Origin of the sequence: Nocardia sp. CWNU-33 (genome assembly GCF_046764895.1) — a bacterium.
Taxonomy (GTDB): Bacteria; Actinomycetota; Actinomycetes; order Mycobacteriales; family Mycobacteriaceae; genus Nocardia.
The window spans coordinates 1-17178 of the sequence record NZ_JBKOQN010000065.1; the positions used below are offsets into that span (position 1 = coordinate 1).

The following is a 17178-nucleotide window of genomic DNA, read 5'->3' on the forward strand; positions in this document are numbered from 1 at the left end:
AGCGGTTACCACGGTCGGCAGATGGTGATCGGCCGTCCATGCCGCAACGGAAAGCCCCGTCATCGCACGCCGACTTCGTACCCTCTGGACCCGCGTCGGCGAAACACCGGCGTATGCGCGGGTAACGTCGTCGCTGAAGGTGTGTTCGACTCGGGTAAGGGTCGTGTGGTGCAACCCGCGTGTCGTGATGCCTTGTGCGGCGACTCGGACACCTCGGGAATCGGCGGCACATCGCCTGTGGTCTGCCAGGTCCGGGCCGAGCTGTTCGGGCAGCGGCATCTCGTCGAGATCTAATTCGCCGTAGCGACCCACGCGCGGGAACGGAACGGCTGGCGAGCGCTCTCCATCGCGGCGGCCGGCCACACGCACTCGAGCAACGCCCGGATCTGCTGAACCTGGCTCACCATGTCCACCATCAGCTGCGCGCGTCGCGTTCCCAGATGTCTTACGCCGCACAGCGGCCTTCATAGCATTGAGGTCTTGCCGAGGCGGAGTGTCGAGGTTGGCTGAGTCGATGCTGTGGGGACTGTCAACCAAAGGGCCACGGACCCCGATATGTCTCCGCCAACACGGCTGTGACCTGTGAGGACAGACCAGTCAGGTCCGCGACCTCCCGCAACTTCCCCATCCCCGCATGCGACACGACCCCGCTGCCGTCCGCGGACAGGTCGGTGGTGTGGCCGGACAGCCGCCGTCGGACGCGGTAGCCGTAGGTCGAACGCTGCTCGGCCGCAGCCGAATCGGCACCTACCGAGCGGTCAGCGACGATTCGCCGCGTGACGCCTGCGGAAGTTGCTCGAGTCCGTCGGGTGTGTACAGACGCACCGCTCGAACCGCGGCGGCGACCGCTACGAGCGGGGGCATGCGATGGCCGTGTCCGCCGCCCGCCGACCACTCGAGGCCGGGGCCCGAAACGGGTGACAGATGCCATACGGCGCGGCCGACGTGGAGCACCGCCCCGCAGTGTTCGAGGTACTCAATGGCCCGATCGGCTTTGCTGATGCCGGTGACGAGCCGGATGTGGCGCCCGACCGGACCACCGATAGCGATGGTGGGTCCCGACAGGCCGTTGTCCTGGAAAAACAACTCCACCCCGATTCGCAGCGGAGCGGGTAACTCGATTCCGGCGCGTTCCACTCCGAACGTCACCACGATCGTGTCCTCGGCGTGGCTGATCGACCAGTTGGCGGGTTCGGCGGCGGAGGCCGTGGATGTCATCGGATTGGTCGGTGTAATCAGTGTGTCCTCCCTTTTCGGGCATCGACAGTGTTCGCGGAACGCACAGATGCCCAGACTCCGGTGGTGGGACGACATATCGTTACGTTGGCCGATCGATTTGGGGGAGGACCTCGGGCATCACCTTGCCCGAGGTCCTGCTACCAGGGGGCCAGGTTTGTTCGAGCGGGATGTCGTGGACCGAAAGACCGTTTCGGTTGATGTACGCGAAATCGAGCGAAAAGTAGCTACGAACGGCTGATTGACATGTCGCAAACATTTAGCTATCTAGTTGAGATTTAATTGAGATCGATCCGGTAAATCCGTGAACTGTGCGTATCTCCTCGCTAGAGTCCTCGGCTATGACCGATGGACACGTAAACGGCTGCGGGTACTCCTTTGCGCGCGATATGTGGGCAACCGAGAGGTTATGGCTGTCACGGTCCGTGCGGACCATCCTGGTCGGACTCGCCGGCCAACTGAGCGGGCTCGGACCACAGGCATGGACCCGCTATGAAGACGGTGAGCTGGAATTCGCGGAGGCGCGTGAGTTCCAACTAGCCCTGCTGCGAGTGCACAGTGTGCTCGCGAACGAGATCGATGCCGGGATGTTGGAAGCTGCTGCTGCTGCCCTCGACCATACGGCCGGGCTGGGCGACATCGCCTCTGTCACGGGCCTGGATCGGGCGCATGCCTATCAGCGCTGGGGTGCCCTCACTGCGGTCGGTGAACGTATTGCGCTCATCATCTCGCAGCCGTGGCCGGATGGGGGGCCGTCTGCCCTCCGGTCCCCCGAAGCGCTCTACGAGCGAGATCGGCGATGGTGGCGGGTGAGCAGTGCCGCGAGACGCAACGCCCATTACGCCATCGTCGTCGTCGACCGACTCGTCGCGCGGGTATACGGGCTCGACTCGGACGGTTGGCAACCGGATTCCACGGGAACACGGTGGGAGTTCCGGGCACTCGGGTCTGAACCGCTATCGCAGATGCACGTGGACCGTGCATACCGAAGGGGTCACCTACCGGCCCTATTGGGCGACCCCTATCCCGCCCGGCTGGATCGCGCATGCGTCCCCAGTTACTTCTCGGGTGGGCACGATGGCGACTGAACGCGCCACCCGGACCGAGATGTCGTCGGGGCGTCCGGCGGTACGTAATAGCCAGCCGCCTCAGCAGTTCAGTCAGTGGGTGGGTGTGTTGTCGTGGGGTGTGGGGTAGTAGCGGCGGATGTCGTCAGGGGTGGCGGTGGCGGAGTAATTGAATATGAACCGGCAGTCTGGTTGCAGGGTGTGGGCGGCGTTGACGATGGTCTCGAACAGCAGGGTGTTGGAGGCGACGAGCCGGACTCCGGCGCCGATGAGGACGGCGTCGTAGGATTTGGCCGCCAGTGCGCGGCGGGCGGTGTCGGCCCCGGAGGTTCCGAACTCGATCAGGCAGTTGTCGACTTCGTATCCGGAGGCGCGCAGGGCGGCGACGTTATCGTCGTTGGCGCGGCGCAGGACCTCCTTGGTGAGCCCGGGGAATTGGGTGAAGTCGGGCGATGTGTAGTCGATGACGTCGGGGTGCAGCCCGATCTGGATGGCGGTGACGGTCATCGTGCTTCCTTCCGTGGTGGTCGCGTTGATGGAGGGTCATGCGGCGTCGGGGTGTGCGAGCCGATCCACCGTTGCCACACCTGCCGCAAGGCCTGGCTGTGGGTGGAGGGTCCGGCCCAGGCGATGTAGCCGTCGGGGCGGACCAGCAGCGCCGGACCGGAGTCGGTGCGCACGGCCTGCGGCAGGTCGATGTCGACGGGTGGGGCACCGTGCTCGCGGATGAGGACGAATCCTCGTGTGCGTTGCAGCACGGTGAGACGATCGCCGGTCAGGGGTGTTTCGGTGGCGAGGGTGCCGACCAGCCGGTGCTCGCCGCGGCGGCGGCGGTAACGCAGTGTGGTCCCGGCGAAGCTGCCGGCGATCGTGTTCGCGATGGGCCCGAATCCGAGGGTGGTGGGGGCGATGCGGTCGCGTAGCCAGCGGGCTGGGCGTGGGCGCAGGGTGACCCCGCGCATCATCGCCCCGCTCTGCAACAGCACTCGTTCGCCGATGGGGTGGCGTTCGGTGTGGTAGGTGTCGAGTACTCGGTCGTCGGCGCCGCCGAGGACGGCGTCGAGTTTCCAGGCCAGGTTGGCGGCGTCCTGGATGCCGGTGTTCATGCCCTGCCCGCCCATCGGGGAGTGCACGTGTGCGGCGTCTCCGGCGAAAAATACTCGCCCGCACCGGTATTGGCGGATTTGACGTTCGTCGCAGTGGAACCGGGAGTGCCAGCTGATTTCGGCGACTCCGACGTCGCGGCCCATCGCGCGGTTGAGGACATCCTGTATCTCGGCGGGTTCGATGGGTGCAGTGTCGGGGAGTTGGTGGTGGCGGTCCCAGGTCATCGACCGGTACCAGCCGGCGGCGGGCCCGGTGCCGTAGGGGACGAGGAATCCGAAGCAGTCTCCGGTGCTGCCGAGAGTCAGCCCGCCGCCGGTCGGTCCGGCGGTGAGGCGCACGTCGGCCAGCACCACCGACGACAGCACCGATCTGCCGGGGAACTCGATGCCCAGCAAGCCGCGGACACTGCTGTGCGCGCCGTCGGCGGCCACTAAATAATTTGCCCACCAGTGTGTTTCGCTGTCACCCGAGGAAGCGTCTTTGGGGCGGGTGCTGACGGCGACGCCGTCGGTGTCCTGGTCGAGCGCGACGACCTCGACGCCGCGGTGGATAGCGGCGCCCTGGTGCTCGGCGTAGCGGGTCAGGGCCTGATCGACATTGGTTTGCGGAGTGATCAACCCGTACCGGTACCGCGACCGCAATCGGGTCAAATCGACTGTGGCACCGGCGAACAGGTGCACCGCGGGCGTGGTGGACCCGAGGGCGAGCAGATCGTCGGCCAGTCCGCGCGCGTCGAGGACTTCCAGGGTGCGGGCCATGGTCGCGAAGGCACGGCTGGCCGGGTTGATCTGCGGCCACCGCTCGAGCACGACGACCGACCGGCCGGCCCGTGCTAGATCCCCTGCCGCGGTCATCCCTGTGGGGCCGCCGCCGACCACGATCACATCGGCGCGGTCGTCGAAGGCAACCGCGGTCGGCGATTCGCTCGCGAGGTCGTTGTCGAGCACCATCAGGGCTTCCTCCCTTTTCGATGGCAGGTGTTCGGTCGTACTGTGCTTGCCCTTTCACCTTCGCCCAATGACGTGATCGAATCCAACGATTCGTGCTAGTGACCATCACCGACAGTGATTGGTTGTGGACGTGGCACAGCCGTCGTATTTCGCCGCTGTTGTCGAGGAACGCAACTTCACCCACGGCGCCGCCCGCGTCAACGTCTCCAATCCGCCGTTTCCGCAGGTCAATGGGTTCGGCTGACCTGGAGTCTGCCCCCGTGCGTGGATCTCAGCGATACGGGTCAGACCGCGCGTGAACGTTTGCGCACCAGAGGCTGGGTGTATGCGCACAACCGGTTCGCCGATGAAGCCGCAGCGCTGTACGAGCAGGCTAGCCGGAATTCGGCGAGGTTCCTCGAGACCGAGTCATTGGACCCAGGGTCCGGCGCCTGAATCAGAGGTCGAATCAGGCCAGGCCGCCCATAGGACATGGCCAGGGCAACTGGTCGGCTGGTACGTGTGGGGGCGGTGAGGTAGTGACTCCGCTCGGCGTCGAGGTCTGGCCCCGTCCCGGGTCGCCGCTGCGGTGAGTGGCGGATCGAGGACGGCACCCGTGGGGTGGGGTGGACATGGCGGCTCGGAGTCCCTCTCCGGAGCGGTGGCGTGTCTCGAGCCAGTTGGCGGCAATGGGTTTCGACCACAGTGCGTGGCTTCGTGGTGGTCTGCGGGTCGGGAAACTCGATGCAGCGATCGAGGAAGCCGCGGGCGAATGACGGGTCGATGCCGCCCATGTCGGCCAGGACGTCGAGGCCGACGAGCTGATCGTCGGCGAGTTCGAGGCCATCCAGGTCCACGACGCAGCCGCGATCGACGACATAATCAGCTCCAGCGACACCGGCGTAATGAAATCCGAAGACCCGCACCGCACGAGCACGGCGGGCCCGTTTCGCCCGCATCGGCCGCCGCCTCGGCGTCGTACACCCGGGCCGAGCACTGATCGATCGACGGGCCTTCTGGATGGTGGGCGGACGGCAGGGCGTGCGGTTCTCACAAGAGGGTCAGCAGCACGCAACCTGCTGCGGCGCCGATTCCTGCGCAGAGGAGCGCCCCTACCGTCTGGGGTATTGGACGTGGATCGTCGGCTCGGTGGGGACATTGAGCCGGTCCACCCGCTGACGGCAGCTGATCGTCGACGCCGCGTGGCGCGCTGTTCGGATCGGCCACGCGGCACTCCCGAAGATCTACGGGCCAAGATCATCTCGGCATCGGCATCGGCATCGGCATCGGCATCGGCATCGGCATCGGCATCGGCATCGGCAACGGCATCGGCATCGGCAACGCACTGAACTGCCGCATACCGCGCTGGCCGAACCGGCCACGGCATCGATGTCATGCAACGGGGGCGTCGTCAGATTCCGATGCGACCTCCGGCTGGCTCGGACCACCGTCCTGACACCGGAAGGAATCCTGACCTGGCCTCGCCGCCTACATCAGATTCACTGAGCACCATCGGATTTCGTGTCATCCGCATCAGACTGATTGAGCCGGTTTCAGATCAACCGAGCCCGGACACGAGGCGGTTCAGCATGCTGGCGGGCACGATCAACCTGACTTGATCGGCGGATGTTCGAGTGTGATCATGACCGGACCGGACGGCGCCAGTCGTGCCAATCGATCTGTCTCCGAACGCTTCTGCCGCAGGGAGGACAATGTCAGGTCGATGCCTTCGACCTCACCGAGCCAGGCTTCGTTCTCTGTGCCCGTCGGCCAACCAGGTCAGCTTCGATCTCGGACAAGCGCGAGAGCATCTTGGGTTGATGTTGAGCATTGGGCATCGGACGCAGGCGACGGCATTTCCTCGGCCGGGCGGTGATCCACGGCTCCGCACGACGACCGGTCGTACCAGTGCGACTCTGGCCGCCACGAGAATTGGGGACGTGGCTACGGGACCGCGACCAGGGTCAGGCAGCTGGCCGGTGGATCGACCAGGAAGCAGAAGGCCGGGCTGCGGCTGGGACGGTAATCGGCGGGGACGCCGTTTGCGGCGACGAGCTGCGTGTAGGTGCCGACTGCATCGGTGGGGCGGCGGGTGAGGGCCGGGTCGGTGCGCACGTCGACGGTGTAGAGGCCGAATCGTGGTGTGTAGCTGCCCCATTCGTAATTGTCGGTGATGCTCCAGTAGTTGTAGCCGATGACGTTCATGCCGTCGGCCTCGGCGCGCTGGATCCAGTAGACGGTGTCGCGAAGATGATCGCTGCGGGAGTAGCCGTCGGCCCGGGGGCGGCCGTTCTCGGTGGGCATGCCGTTCTCGACGATGTAGAGCGGTTTGTCCGGGAAGCGGCGCGAATAGTGTTGCAGCGCATAGTAGATGCCCTCGGTACGCAAGGGAAGATCCCAGATGTTCGTGCCTGGCGGGTTTGGAAGAGTAGATCCGGTGGCTTTGGTGATGGACCCGAGCAGCGACTGCGCTGGATCGTAGCCGAAGTAGTAGTCGATGCCGACGTAATCGAGCCGGTACGCGACGCGATCGAGGAATGCCCCGTTGACTTCGGCCTCCGAGCCGGCGACATAGCCGACGTTGCTGGTCACCTGTGCACCGGGCTGGATTTGGTGGATGTAATCGTAGATGGCGTTGTGCGCCTGCGCGATCCGCTCCTGCATCTCGCCGGGATCGGCGGCGCCTCTGCGGACCTCGTGCGAGATATAGGCGGCCGGCTCGTTCACCGTGACCCACAGCGGATTGTGGGAGGCGTAGCGATCGACCACCGTACGCATGTTGGCCAGCCAGTCGTCGATCATGCCCGGACTGCGCCAGCCCCCGCGGTCGACCGCCCAGCCCGGGTACACCCAGTGGTCAAGGGTGATCATCGGTCGCATCCCCGCCCGCACAATATTCGCGATGACGGCATCGTAGAAACGGAACGCGTCCTCGTCCCGAATCCCCGGTGCCGGCTGCAGTCGGGCCCATTCGATCCCGATCCGGAACACCCGCACGCCGAGCGCGGCCGCCAAGTCGATGTCCGACGCAAAGCGGTCATAGAAGTCGACCGAATCCTGCAATGCGTCGTAATCGTGGTGCGAGGGAATGTAGCGCGTCCAATTGCTGTCGGGCGCATGGCCTTCGGACTGGAATCCGGAGGCCGCGACACCCCAGAGAAAACCCGAGTGCAGCGGCGGTGTGGCAGCGACCGGCCGGATCGGCGGGGCCGCCGGAGCGTCCGTACATAGCAGCATGGTCGACGCGGCAGCGGCGAGTACGGCCAGGGCATACCGACGAAACCGGAGTCGCATCACGTCAGGGTAAGTGGATGTGCACCGTCGACACGCGGATTGTGCGATAACTGGCTTCCGCTTCCGCGAGTTCCTGCCCACAGTGACCAAATTTGTCAGGGACGCAGGCGGTTTCGTCCTCAGCACAGACGAGAAGGACAAGGGGCCGGCGTCGCAACTGGCGGAGATTCCACCAACCGGTCAGCGGAGGGGAAGCTGCCGGGTGATTGACCTGGCCGCTTATGGGTTGTCTCAGGTTGTGGCCAGTGGTGTTGTCTCAGTTCGATGGCATTCTTCGGTGCGAATGTCTCCCTCACGTTGTTGCATCGGCAGATCACTGCTCGAGCGGCTCGTAACCCGATGGGCCCCTGTGGCGGTGACGACTGCGGCATCCGCGATGTGCTCGACCGGCTCGGCGATCGGTGGACGGCGCTGGTGATCGTGGAGTTGAGCAAGGGGGTGCGGCGGTTCCGTGAATTGGAGCGGGCGATTCCGGGGATCTCGCAGCGGATGCTGACACCGACGACCAAACGACTGTGCCGGGACGGCATGGTGGAGCGGGTCGCGTATCCGACGATGCCGCCACAGGGGGAGTATCGGCTCACCGAGACCGGACACAGTCTGGTCGCGAGATCGCAAGGATGTCATCGCCTCGGCCCGGCAATGCTGGGATGTCGAACACGGCGTCGACGGAACCGAATGACCGCGATAGCTGTCGCGGGGCGGTTGAATAGAGAGAGATACCCGTCCGATAGGGAGGTTCCGATGACTGTTTCCGCCCGTGCACTGCTCGACGGTATCCAGGCGGAGCTGGGCCCGCACGACGACGACAACCGCTTGATCCCGCTGATCGCGGCGGGTAAGGCGCCGCTGGCGGTCTTCGCGGCGATCGCGGCGGAGCAGCAGCGCATCACCAGCAGCGACTGGCGCAGCTTCCACGCCATGGCGGCGCGGGCGGACGAACCGCACACCAGTGTCTTCTTCGGCGGGCTCCCATCGGGCGAGCAGCAGGCGAACGGCATGCTGGACGCGCTGGTGGCGGCGGTGGGACCCGACCAGGGCATGGAGCTGCCGAGGGCGGGCTGCCAGGCGTATCCGGCCTATGTCGCCTGGTTGGCGATGCACGCCGAACCCTCCGCCGCCGCAGCGGGTATCTACTCGAATTTCACCGCATGGAGCCGCTACTGCAAGGCCGTAGCCGAGGCGATGCGCACCCACTACGACTTCGACGACCCCGCGTGCGCGTTCTTCGACTTCTTCGCTGCCGAGGTCTCCGAGATCGAGCAGCGGGCCCTCGCCGCCATCCAAGCCGGACTCGACACCGGGCGGCTGAAGCCGGGCGAGGCGCACTTATACGCCAGGCTCTTCCAGAACTACGAGCTCATGTTCTGGAACACCCTCGCCGACGAGTTCTCCGCGTAGCAGCGCCACGTCGATCGCCGCCCTACTGCTCACCACCGAGACCCTGATTGTCGAAGAGATTATGGTCAACCCGGCTCGATCATCGCCCCGGATTCGGCGACCCGGCAATGGCCTGATTCGGCCTTCCAACGTTTACTGATCGACCGACAATGGGATGTTCGCAACTAGCACCGCCCGGCACCCACGGGAGTCGGGCTGTGTCGCGGCAGCCCACCCACGGCAGGAGGAAGGACCGACATGATCTTTATCGTGGTCAAATTCAAGACCAAGCCCGAATGGACCGACCGCTGGCTCGACCTCGTAGGACCGTTCACCGCCGCCACTCGTGCCGAGGACGGCAACCTCTGGTTCGACTGGTCACGCAGCGTCGACGACCCGACCGAATTCGTTCTCGTGGAAGCCTTCCGAGACCAAGCCGCGGGCGGTGCCCACGTCGCCAGTCCCCACTTCAAGACCGCGATGAACGAACTGCCACAGGCACTCGCGTCGACACCAAAGATCATTAGCCAGACCATCGATGTCACCGACTGGTCGGATATGGGTGAGATGACAGTCGGTTAGCTCCATGCGCTAACAGCGGGATGCGACGTAGTCCGGCGCGCTTTCTGAGCCGCTTGCACAGGCTTGCGACTTTGCGGCGGGCGACGATCCCACGTCAGCCACCACCGCCGCACAGCACTCGGAGGACAACCACCAGCCAGCCGCAAACCTGATCTCTCAGGTCAGTACCCGCTAGTCTTCGGGCTTGGCCCAGCGGCCACGGGCCTGCCTGATGTGGTCGCGCAGGTCCGAGACGAGAGTGGTCAGGCGCGGATTGTCTGCGTAGTCGAGCAACGTCAGGTGGAAGATCTGGTCGGCCGCGGTGTATTCGACCAGATCCCCCTTTTCGGCGCCTTCGACGATGTTGGCGGCGAGTTCGCGCAACCGGGGGAGGTCCTCGGCCGGAATCAGCGGCGTGACGTCGCGAACGATGGGAGGTTCGAGTAGCAGCCGGATCTGGGTGATGTCGTCGAGATCCTTCTCGGCGACTTCGGTGACGCGGAATCCCTTGTTGGGCACGATCGAGATGAGGTTTTCGCGCGCCAGATCGAGCATTGCTTCGCGGACCCGGGTGGCGGATACCCCGAATCGTGCTCCGAGGGTCGGCGCCGAATACACCACGCCCGGATCCATCTCGCCGGCGATGATGGCCGCGCGGAGTGCCCGCGAAACCTTATCGCGCAGGCTGACCTTCTCCATCTGGGTGAACTGGTCGATACTCACATCATCGTTCCCCTGCCCATGGTCAGATGATTCGATCGGTCCAAGGGATTCTATGCCATGTCACGTTGCATAGAACACCCTCACCGCTCGGCGGCCTCTGCATCGACAGCTCGCAGCGACTTGCCGGAGGTCTCTTTCGCGAGGCCGACCGCGATCACCGAGATCGTCGCCGCCGCAACCAGATACAGCGAGATCGGGACCGAACTGTGGAATCCGTTGAGCAGGCTGATGGCGATCAGCGGGGCCAGGGAGCCCGCCAGAATCGGCGCGATCTGATAGCAGAACGACAGCGCCGTATAGCGGATGCGGGTCGGGAACATTTCGGTCATCAACGCGGAATATGGTGCGTAGGTGAGCGATTCGATGGCCAGCCCCAGCGTGATGGCGGTGATGATGGCCGCGTAGTTGCCGGTATCCATCATGGGGAAGGCCACGAATCCCCATCCGGCGGTGAGTACCGCGCCGGTGAGATACACCGGCCTGCGGCCGATCAGATCCGAGAGCAGACCCGCGGCCGGGATCATGAAGAAGTGCAGTAAGTGTGCCGCGAGCATCAATGCCAGGATCGGGGCGGTATCCACCTTCACCACGAGCTTGAGATACGTGATCGAGAAGGTCACCACGATGTAGTAGAGGATGTTCTCGGCGAATCGGGCGCCGATGCCGATCAGCACCTCACGCCAATGGCAGCGGAGCACCTCGACGATGCCGAGCGAGCGGCGCTGATCCGCCTCGATCATGGCCTGCGCCTCGACGAAGATCGGTGCGTCGTCGACGCTGGAGCGCACCCAATAGCCGACGATCACGACAATGGCGGACAGCCAGAAGCCGATGCGCCAGCCCCAGGACAGGAACTGCTCGTCGGTCAGATTCGCCGACAGGACCAGCATCACGACGGTTGCGAGCACGTTGCCCAGCGGTACCCCCGCCTGTGGCCAACTGGCCCAGAATCCGCGCCGGTGATCCGGGCTGTGCTCGCTGACGAGCAGTACCGCACCACCCCATTCCCCGCCGAACGCGAAACCTTGGATCAAACGCAGCGTCACCAGCAGGATCGGCGCCCAGTATCCGATGGTGTGGAAGGTGGGCAGGCAACCCATCAGGAATGTGGTGATACCGACGACGACCAGGCTGAGCTGGAGCAATGCCTTGCGTCCGACGCGGTCGCCGAAGTGGCCGAACAGCAGTCCGCCGAAGGGCCGGGCAAGGAAGCCGACCGCGTACAGCGCGAACGCGGCGATGATGCCGTCGACGGCATTGCCGCTGGAACGGAAGAACACCTGGCCGAAGACTAGTGCCGAGGCCGTGCCATACAGAAAGAACTCGTACCACTCGGCGACGGCGCCTGCCATGGCCGCGGCCACGATACGGCGTAGTCCGGTGGGGGCATCGGCCCGTAGCCGAGTAGTCGCGGTGTCGTCGACAGCGGTCATGGTGTTCACCTTCGTCGGAGATCGAATGGCGGGTCGGGTGAACCGAGCACGCCGGAGTCAGCGCTGCCGAGTTGTTGGTACTAGGCGCGAAAAGTGTGCACTGTGATGTGTGACATTGCACTATAGAGAAGTGGTGCCGCTCACGCAAGTAGTTGCGTGAGCGGTGCCACGCCGCTAGCGTCGGTGCAATGTCACACGGCACTGAAGTGGCACTGGCGGCCGGGCGCTCTACCCGGACTCTCGATTCGATGGAGGCTCTCATGTCCGAAACGACCGCGTCGGCAGCGAATAAGCCCTGGCACGGGGTGTTGGTCGCGACGACCTTGCCGTTCACCGAGGACCTCTCGGTCGATTACGACACCTATGGCGAACATGTGGCGTGGTTGGCGGCCAACGGTTGCCACGGCGTGAGCCCGAACGGATCGCTCGGCGAATATCAGACCCTCGGCGACGAGGAGCGCGCCAAGGTGGTGACCACGGCCATTGCCGCGGCCCCCGCAGGATTTACGGTGATGCCGGGTATCGCGGCCTATGGGGCGCTACAGGCGCGCAGGTGGGCGGAGCAGGCCGCCGAGGCCGGGGCGCATGCGGTGATGCTGTTGCCGCCCAACACCTATCGCGGCGGTCGGGATTCGATCCTCGATCACTATCGCACCGTGGCGCAGGTGGGCCTGCCGATCGTGGCGTACAACAACCCGATCGATACGCGCATCGACCTGACCCCGGACATCCTGGCCGACCTGCATGCCGAGGGCCTCATCGTCGGTGTCAAGGAGTTCACCGGCGATGTGCGCCGCTTCTACGAAATCAAGGAACTCGCCCCCGAACTGGACGTGCTCATCGGCTCCGACGATGTGGTGCTCGAGCTCGGGATCGCCGGCGCGGTCGGCTGGGTGGCCGGATATCCGAATGCGATTCCGCAGGCGACGATGGAGCTGTACACCGCGTCGGTGAACCGAGACTTGGACAAGGCACTGCCGCTGTATCGCGAGCTGCACAAGTTGCTGCGCTGGGATTCGAAGACCGAATTCGTTCACGCGATCAAGCTGTCGATGGATCTGGCCGGACGTCGTGGCGGTGCGTGCCGCCCGCCACGGGTTCCGCTGGCGCCCGAGGTGGTCGCGAAGATCACCGCCGACACCCGCGATGTGCTCGCCAAGGGCTACCGGTAATCCCACGTGACTACGGGAGGTGAGAACCCGATGACCTACATGGTCGAATCCGTCGCCGACACGACGGCGGACGAGGTCGATGCGATCGTCGAAGCCGCGGCGGCGGCAGCGGGGCAGTGGGCAGGGATGGCGCTGTCCGACCGGGCCAGGGTGCTCGGTGGTATCGCGGACCGGCTCGACGCACATGCCGCCGAGTTGATCCCGCTGGCCATGCTCGAGACACATCTGGCGCAACCGCGACTCGCGGGTGAGCTGAAGCGCACAGGCTTCCAACTGCGTCTGTTCGCGCAGTCGGTACTCGACGGCGGATTCCTCGATGTACGCATCGATGGTGCGGATGCGGAGTGGCCGATGGGTGCCCCGCGACCGGATCTGCGCCGGATGAATATTCCGCTCGGCCCGGTCCTCAACTTCTCGGCCAGCAACTTCCCGTTCGCGTTCTCCGTTGCCGGCGGTGACACCGCATCCGCGTTGGCTGCCGGATGCCCGATCATCGTCAAGGCCAATCCTGGGCACCCGGCCCTGTCCCGTGCGGTCGGCCGGCTCCTCGACGAGGTGATCGCCGAATGTGGTGCTCCCCATGGGACATTCGGTCTGATCTTCGGCCGCGACGCCGGGGTGCGTGCGCTCCTGCATCCCGCAGTCGCCGCCGCGGCCTTCACCGGTTCCACTGCGGGCGGACGTGCACTGTACGACTTGGCTGGTGGGCGGTCGGTGCCGATTCCGTTCTACGGGGAATTGGGATCGATCAATCCGGTGTTCGTGACGGCCGAGGCGGCGCGGGCGCGGGCGGCGGAGATCGCCGAGGGGCTGCTAATGGCAGTGAGTTCGAGTGCTGGGCAACTCTGCACGAAGCCCGGGCTGGTAGCGGTGCCTGAGGGGTCGCCGGTGCTGGCCGAGCTGATCCGTACCGCGCCGGTGCCGACGGGGGAGATGCTCAACGATCAGATCGAGGATGGCTTCACCAGGGCTGTCGAACAGGTGCGTGCACATCCAGATGTGCGGGTGCTGACCGGTGGCGGACCCCGGGAAGCATTGCTGCTCGCCACGACTGCGCGGGCGGTGCTGGCCGATCGTGACCGGCTGATGCACGAGATGTTCGGTCCGGCAACGCTGTTGGTGAGCTATCGAGATACCGCGGAGCTGCTGGAGCTGGCCCGGTCGGTCCATGGCGAGTTGACCGTGTCGATATTCGGCGAGCACACCGACGACACCACCCGCGCGCTTCTCACCGCCGCGGCGGGTGCGGCCGGGCGAGTGCTCTGGAACTCCTGGCCGACGGGGCTTTCGGTGACCTACGCTCAACAGCACGGCGGACCATACCCGGCTACCACCGCACCGGCCACGACTTCGGTGGGTACCGCGGCCATTACGCGATTCCTGCGTCCAGTGGTGTTCCAGTCGGTACCCGATCAACTGCTGCCGCCGCCATTGCGCACCGAGAATCCACTCGGTGTACCTCGCTCGGTGAACGGGGCACTCGCGCAATGACTCTCGACTCGTCCCATGCGGCGGAGGTCTACGACGCGGATTATGTCGGCGCAGTCGGTAGCTCGGATACCGGACTGCAAGCCTCCGCCGTGGTCGAGTCCACCGCGGCGGCCCACTCCTACTCGGCTCGTCACGCCGTCAATGTGGCTTCGACGACCGACTGCGGCCGGACAGCCTGGCCGCGATCGCCCGCAGGGCGCTACACCTGTTCCCGGTATTCGCCGACGTCGCAATCATGCGCGCCTACGGCGGTTTCCGCCCCTACGTCGATGACCACCTCGGGGCCCCTCGCTCGGCAGTAGGTGTCCGGGCATGCGCCATCCAGCGATGTGGCCGCCCGGTCGACATCGCCGAGTAAGCTCGATTCCTACTGCGCGACGCGCGGACACGTTGGGTCAGCTACTGCCCCAGCCTTTGGGAAAGAAATTGCTCGATCCCCAGCCTTGGTTCCAGCCGTCGCATTTGTCCTTGCCCCAACGATCACTCTGCCGGCGATCGATGCCCCAAAGGCCGTAGCTGTCACAGTGAGGGTTATCAGTGTGCACGACCCCGGGTGCGGGGGCCGGTGCCGCCATGGCAGGAACCGACACCATCGGAATCGTCATCGCGACCCCAACAAGCGCGACCTTCGCGAGCAGCCGACCGGAGTCTGCCGTGGTCTTCTTGGTAATCATGGTGCTTTCTTCCGGCGAGTTCGTCGCACGGATCCGACTCGCCGATGCGTCGAGCTATGAATTCCCCGACGCATCTGATCCTAGGCGCGTAGCACAGGTCGCCGCCAGCATCCGTCGATCCGCGGCGGTGGACCTGACCTGGTGAAATGCGTTGAGATCAGTCCCGCGACCTGCGATTTCTCCTCGAATGTGATCCATGCCAGGTATCGGTATCTCCGATACCTCGGCCCCTTTGACTTGTCACGAATCGACAGGCCAAAGGGGCCGCGTGCCGCAGCCGATATATCTGCCGGTCCAATCCAGGCGGTATCGCGACCTGTTCGACAAAGTGGAACGTCTGTCAATCGGTCGCTGGTTCGTCTGTGGCGGCCTCAGCTGGGCCGAGGGCACGTGGGGGTGCGGTGAGGGCCTGCGTCGCGCCGAGACCCGCGCCGATTCCCGCGCCGATGGCGGCGAGCGGTGCCGCCATGAGGGCCGCGCCGTATGTGGCGCCGATGGGCACCGCGGCGAGACCGATCGGTGCGAACGGCATGCCGATCGCCAGACCGAGTGCACCGCCGACACCTGCGCCGATCAAAGCGAATGGGCTCGCCACCGCTGCGCCTGCGGCAGCACCGAGCGCCGCGGAGCCGACAGTCTGACTCGCAACACGATCGGAGCGAGTGCGTTCCATACCGACCGAGTCGAAGAACGTTGCGAGATCGGCCTCGGTGACCGCCGCGGCGTCGTTGAGTTGGATGGCGGGCTCCCGTGGCAGCCAATCCGGCGCCTCGACCTGCACGTTGCCGAAACGCAACATGCCTGGCGGCGGCGCGATCGGCGGTACCGGCGCGACCGGGACCGGGCCGTGCAGGGACTCGACCGGCGACAGATACTCGCTTTTCGGTACCGGCCGCGTCCACTGCAGCGAACTGCGCGTGTCGTCCGGGATTCGCGTTCCCCGGTACGGGCGCACATTCGGCACTTGGGCGGCGGGCCAGTCCGGGGACTGCTCCGTCTGCTCTGCCTGCACGGCGGGGGTCCCCGCGCCTGAATCCATGTCGTCGGCCACGAAGGCAACGTGGTCGTCGTGCTCGGTCTGACTCACCGGAACGTACCGGTCGAGCTCCGCGTTCGCAGTACCGCTGCTACCCACCAGAGTGAGAACAACGGGAACCGCTCCCGCCACTACCATCGACCCCACCTTCTGTTGACGCGAACTGACTTTTCTGTGCTTGCCTGTGCCCAATCTATTTCCTTTCACAGTGCAGAGACCTTGTCGATTCGCATTCGGATCACGGGGCGTCTTGGATGGTCGAGCAGCTGTGACAGGTTCGAACCAGGGCCATCACCTGGACTTTCGCGGGTAATCGGGTTGAAGTGACGACGGGTGGGGCTGCCCGTGATGAGCGTCGAGATCACGGTGTGTCTCAATGCCGCGTGGGGCTCGCCCCGACCGACCGCTCGATGACCCCTGAATTATTCAGGCGGCCACCGAGGTTGGGGGGATGACTGGCCGTGTGCCGTGGGTGGCGATGCGTGGATCCCAGCATTGGCCGGTGGTGACGACCGCATGCAGGTGTCGCAGGATCGTGGCGGCGATGGCGGCTTGGGCTTGGGTGGGAGTGAGTTTGTTGTCGTCGCGGCTGGTCAGGTGTTGGTAGCGAGCGGCATAAACAGGGTTGGCGCGCCTGGCGCCCCAAACCGCGCGCCAAGCGGCCAAACGCAAGCCTGGTCGGCCTTGTCCGGTGAGTTTGGTGCGCCCGGTGAAGGTGCCCGACAGTTTCTCGCGTGGTGCCAGACCAGCGTGTTCGACCAAGGCGCGGGCGGTGGCGAACCGGGCGGGATCGCCGGTTTCGGCCAGGATCGCCGCAGCCCCGACCGCGGAAAGCCCGGTGATGGAGGTGACCAGGTCGGTGAGTCGTAGTTCATTGAGCACGTCGACCATTCGTCCTCGGTGTGGGTGAGGCGCCGTTGGTTTTCGGTCCAGTCGGCCAGTAACAGTTGCACGCGTTCGAGTGCGCCGCGCCGGTGCGCGATCACCCCGGCACGATCGTCGAGCGCGGTGAACAGGTTGCGCGCGATGCGCAGCGACGGTTTCTGGCCGCCTCGACGGGTGATCTCGCGGCGGA

Annotated in this window: 15 protein-coding genes and 1 pseudogene; 5 read left to right on the forward strand and 11 right to left on the reverse strand. The window is 65.3% G+C overall.

Features of this window, described 5'->3' with window-relative positions:
• From ACLMAL_RS38300 to ACLMAL_RS38310, 3 genes and pseudogenes are all read right to left on the reverse strand, one after another.
• The coding region (locus tag ACLMAL_RS38300; protein ID WP_412003540.1) for a hypothetical protein at positions 1-312 on the reverse strand (312 nt) is incomplete at its 3' end.
• A 223-nt stretch (positions 313-535) separates the two neighbouring features.
• Positions 536-688 (reverse strand): annotated as a pseudogene (locus tag ACLMAL_RS38305) (IS1380 family transposase); the annotation flags it as partial.
• Between the two features lie 59 nt (positions 689-747).
• The gene (locus tag ACLMAL_RS38310; RefSeq protein WP_412003554.1) at positions 748-1218 is read right to left on the reverse strand and encodes a hypothetical protein; all 471 of its coding nucleotides are present in this window, start codon (positions 1216-1218) and stop codon (positions 748-750) included.
• A gap of 359 nt (positions 1219-1577) precedes the next feature.
• Here ACLMAL_RS38310 and ACLMAL_RS38315 point away from each other — a divergent pair, with 359 nt between their 5' ends.
• Entirely contained in the window at positions 1578-2324 is a 747-nt protein-coding gene (locus ACLMAL_RS38315; protein ID WP_412003541.1) for a hypothetical protein, read from the forward strand.
• A 72-nt stretch (positions 2325-2396) separates the two neighbouring features.
• On the opposite strand, the gene ACLMAL_RS38320 is transcribed toward ACLMAL_RS38315, so the two are convergent.
• The 3 genes from ACLMAL_RS38320 to ACLMAL_RS38330 all read right to left on the reverse strand — a co-directional run bounded on the left by ACLMAL_RS38320 (position 2397) and on the right by ACLMAL_RS38330 (position 7633).
• The gene (locus ACLMAL_RS38320) at positions 2397-2810 is read right to left on the reverse strand and encodes a hypothetical protein (RefSeq protein WP_412003542.1); all 414 of its coding nucleotides are present in this window, start codon (positions 2808-2810) and stop codon (positions 2397-2399) included.
• Positions 2807-4360 carry an FAD-dependent oxidoreductase gene (locus ACLMAL_RS38325; protein WP_412003543.1) on the reverse strand — a complete coding sequence of 518 codons (1554 nt, stop codon included), beginning with the start codon at positions 4358-4360 and terminating at the stop codon, positions 2807-2809. The genes ACLMAL_RS38320 and ACLMAL_RS38325 overlap by 4 nt, the downstream gene beginning before the upstream one ends.
• A 1923-nt stretch (positions 4361-6283) precedes the next feature.
• Positions 6284-7633, reverse strand: a complete 1350-nt coding sequence (locus ACLMAL_RS38330; protein WP_412003544.1) for a family 1 glycosylhydrolase — start codon at positions 7631-7633, stop codon at positions 6284-6286.
• Between the two features lie 264 nt (positions 7634-7897).
• Here ACLMAL_RS38330 and ACLMAL_RS38335 point away from each other — a divergent pair, with 264 nt between their 5' ends.
• Positions 7898-9034: a winged helix-turn-helix transcriptional regulator gene (locus ACLMAL_RS38335; RefSeq protein ID WP_412003545.1), complete on the forward strand. Its 1137-nt coding sequence runs from the start codon at positions 7898-7900 to the stop codon at positions 9032-9034.
• A gap of 237 nt (positions 9035-9271) precedes the next feature.
• Positions 9272-9595 (forward strand): putative quinol monooxygenase, encoded by a 324-nt coding sequence (locus ACLMAL_RS38340; RefSeq protein WP_412003546.1) that lies wholly within the window; start codon positions 9272-9274, stop codon positions 9593-9595.
• 171 nt (positions 9596-9766) lie between these two features.
• Here the strand turns inward: ACLMAL_RS38340 and ACLMAL_RS38345 are convergent, their stop codons facing one another.
• Both ACLMAL_RS38345 and ACLMAL_RS38350 read right to left on the reverse strand, forming a co-directional pair.
• Positions 9767-10297 carry a GntR family transcriptional regulator gene (locus ACLMAL_RS38345; RefSeq protein ID WP_412003547.1) on the reverse strand — a complete coding sequence of 177 codons (531 nt, stop codon included), beginning with the start codon at positions 10295-10297 and terminating at the stop codon, positions 9767-9769.
• Between the two features lie 80 nt (positions 10298-10377).
• Positions 10378-11730 (reverse strand): MFS transporter, encoded by a 1353-nt coding sequence (locus ACLMAL_RS38350; RefSeq protein WP_412003548.1) that lies wholly within the window; start codon positions 11728-11730, stop codon positions 10378-10380.
• 260 nt (positions 11731-11990) lie between these two features.
• On the opposite strand from ACLMAL_RS38350, the gene ACLMAL_RS38355 reads away from it, so the two are divergent.
• Positions 11991-12902, forward strand: coding sequence for a dihydrodipicolinate synthase family protein (locus ACLMAL_RS38355; RefSeq protein WP_412003549.1), 912 nt, complete (start codon positions 11991-11993; stop codon positions 12900-12902).
• 30 nt (positions 12903-12932) lie between these two features.
• A complete protein-coding gene (locus tag ACLMAL_RS38360; RefSeq protein WP_412003550.1) occupies positions 12933-14393 on the forward strand; it encodes an aldehyde dehydrogenase family protein in 1461 nt (486 codons plus the stop codon).
• A 395-nt stretch (positions 14394-14788) separates the two neighbouring features.
• Here ACLMAL_RS38360 and ACLMAL_RS38365 read toward each other — a convergent pair whose 3' ends face one another.
• The 3 genes from ACLMAL_RS38365 to ACLMAL_RS38375 all read right to left on the reverse strand — a co-directional run bounded on the left by ACLMAL_RS38365 (position 14789) and on the right by ACLMAL_RS38375 (position 16994).
• Positions 14789-15067, reverse strand: a complete 279-nt coding sequence (locus tag ACLMAL_RS38365; RefSeq protein WP_412003551.1) for a hypothetical protein — start codon at positions 15065-15067, stop codon at positions 14789-14791.
• A 340-nt stretch (positions 15068-15407) separates the two neighbouring features.
• Positions 15408-16241: a hypothetical protein gene (locus ACLMAL_RS38370; RefSeq protein ID WP_412003552.1), complete on the reverse strand. Its 834-nt coding sequence runs from the start codon at positions 16239-16241 to the stop codon at positions 15408-15410.
• A gap of 288 nt (positions 16242-16529) precedes the next feature.
• A complete protein-coding gene (locus ACLMAL_RS38375) occupies positions 16530-16994 on the reverse strand; it encodes a transposase (RefSeq protein ID WP_412003553.1) in 465 nt (154 codons plus the stop codon).
• Positions 16995-17178: the final 184 nt, after the last annotated feature.